This is a genomic window from Roseibium sp. RKSG952 (genome assembly GCF_009711355.1).
Map to the genome: position 1 here is coordinate 1 of NZ_SMMF01000568.1, position 1939 is coordinate 1939.

Annotated in this window: 3 protein-coding genes and 1 pseudogene; all 4 read left to right on the forward strand. The window is 59.5% G+C overall.

Translation table 11 applies throughout. From position 1 onward, the window contains the following. A pseudogene (locus tag E1297_RS02340) lies at positions 1 to 452 on the forward strand (hypothetical protein); the annotation flags it as partial. Next, positions 445 to 1128 (forward strand): hypothetical protein, encoded by a 684-nt coding sequence (locus E1297_RS02345; protein WP_155133411.1) that lies wholly within the window; start codon positions 445 to 447, stop codon positions 1126 to 1128. The pseudogene E1297_RS02340 and the gene E1297_RS02345, both read left to right, overlap by 8 nt. 18 nt (positions 1129 to 1146) lie before the next feature. Then, the gene (locus E1297_RS02350) at positions 1147 to 1641 is read left to right on the forward strand and encodes a hypothetical protein (RefSeq protein WP_155133414.1); all 495 of its coding nucleotides are present in this window, start codon (positions 1147 to 1149) and stop codon (positions 1639 to 1641) included. Positions 1642 to 1716: 75 nt separating this feature from the next. Then, positions 1717 to 1939, forward strand: a 223-nt coding sequence (locus E1297_RS02355) for a hypothetical protein (RefSeq protein ID WP_155133417.1), incomplete at its 3' end; no start/stop codon positions are given.

The following is a 1939-nucleotide window of genomic DNA, read 5'->3' on the forward strand; positions in this document are numbered from 1 at the left end:
ACAGTGCGGATCGAGCCGGTGTTTCCGTATCTCGCGGGCGAGTGGGAGGTGACGCTGTGAAAATCAGTCTCTCAGGAAACTTCGAGGCTCGCAAGGCGGCGGCATTGGCCGAGATCGACCGCCGCGCAGAGGCCGCACGGCTTGCTCAGATCACGGATGGCGCGGGGCAGTCGCTGACCTATCAACGCAAGCTCGCAGAAGCGTTGGATCTCGACGGCGGCGGCCCCGGCCCGTGGCCGCATCTGACCGCAGAGGTAGGCGTGACCGGACCCGATGAGGCGTCCGTGGCTGCGGTGATCATCGCCCAAAACAATGCGTGGGTTGCCGCCTCGGCGCAGATCGAGGGTCTGAGGATGGCAGCCAAAAAACAGGCCCGCGAAGCCACGACACAAACACAGCTCGACACGGCGCGGGCCGTGGATTTCACAATTCAGGAGACGGAAAATGTCTGACGATACAGACCCGATGACAGAGCTTGCCGCCGCCGTGCGGGCGCTTGTGGAGAGAAATGGTGGCGTTCTGGAGATTGAGGGGGACAGCCAAACCCTGCACCTCGGAAAAAACAGCAGTTCTGATCGCAACGGTGTTTACCTGAAAACCGGCGGCTCGGAACGCTGGTTTTTCGGCACCATCGGCGATGATCATCTGGTTTTGCAGCGCTCGGCAAACGGCTCGACACATACCGACGTGATGACGATTGAGAGATCTGGCGATTGTCGGTTCGTGACGGATGTGCATGTGCCGGAACTCTCAGCCACCCGCGTCATCGCGGATGATCTGGTCGTCGGTGATAATCTGATTGGCGGTGCGGTGCTCACCATCGCAGACGATGCCGTCGGCGCGGTGGTCCCACCGAGGCCTGGCGGGCTGCTGGTCATTACATTCGACGGTCACTCTCAATATCCGTCACATAACGCTATCGGCGGGCTGATCTCGTATGATGTGGGCGCCTCACCACGGGTAGAGCTGCACACATCCGTAGAGGCCAGCGCTATCGTTACACATGACGGCACGCTCTCCGGCACCACGGGTGACGACGGCGTAATCACGATTGCAGCGGCAGATGGATATGTCGAAATCGAAAACCGCAGAGGTTCCGCTGGCAAATTTCAGTGCACATTTTTATGATGGTTGAGAGGAAAAATCATGAACGCACAAAAAGACCCGAGTCACCCTTGCGCGTGGCGCGTCACGGATGATGACGGCGTGGTCCACAACGTGTTTTGCTCGGCTGGAGCGAACACCGCAGCGGACGCAATAGCCGCTCTCTCCCCCGCCTCACAGCCGAATGTGGTCATTCCGGCAGACATCATCGCGGAGCGCAATAAACGGCTATCCATCGGCTTTGACCATGATTTCGGTGACAGCCGGGGCGTGCACCGGATCGGAACAACCGAGTCAGACATGCGCGGCTGGAGCGAGGTCACAAGCATTGCACAGGCTGCCATTCTTGCAGGCGACCCGGACGCGGAAATCACAATCGCAACGGACACCGGCACCGTGGCAGTGACGGCCACGGAATGGCAATCGGTTCTGACTGCGGCACACGCGTTTCGCCAACCGATCTGGCAGGCGAGTTTTACACTCGCTGCGATGGACCCGATCCCTGCTGACTATGCCGACGACAGCTATTGGAGCTAGAAACGGCGCGTAAACTGACCTCGAAATTCTGACCGTTCGCAGGCCCCTGAAGGGGCTTTTTTCATGGAGCAAACCATGTCTGATTCTGATGATGTCGCAGGTTTACCGGCGCGCATTGACCAGCTGCTGAATGATTATGGCGGCATTGCAGCGTTGGGGCTGGACCAGACCATCACGCTGGATAAAGCGAGCGCAGTCCGCATCGCAGCCCTGATTCTCAAAACCGGCGGCTCGGATCGCTGGTTTTTCGGCACCATCGGGGACGACAATCTGGTTTTGCAGCGCTCGACCGGGGCCG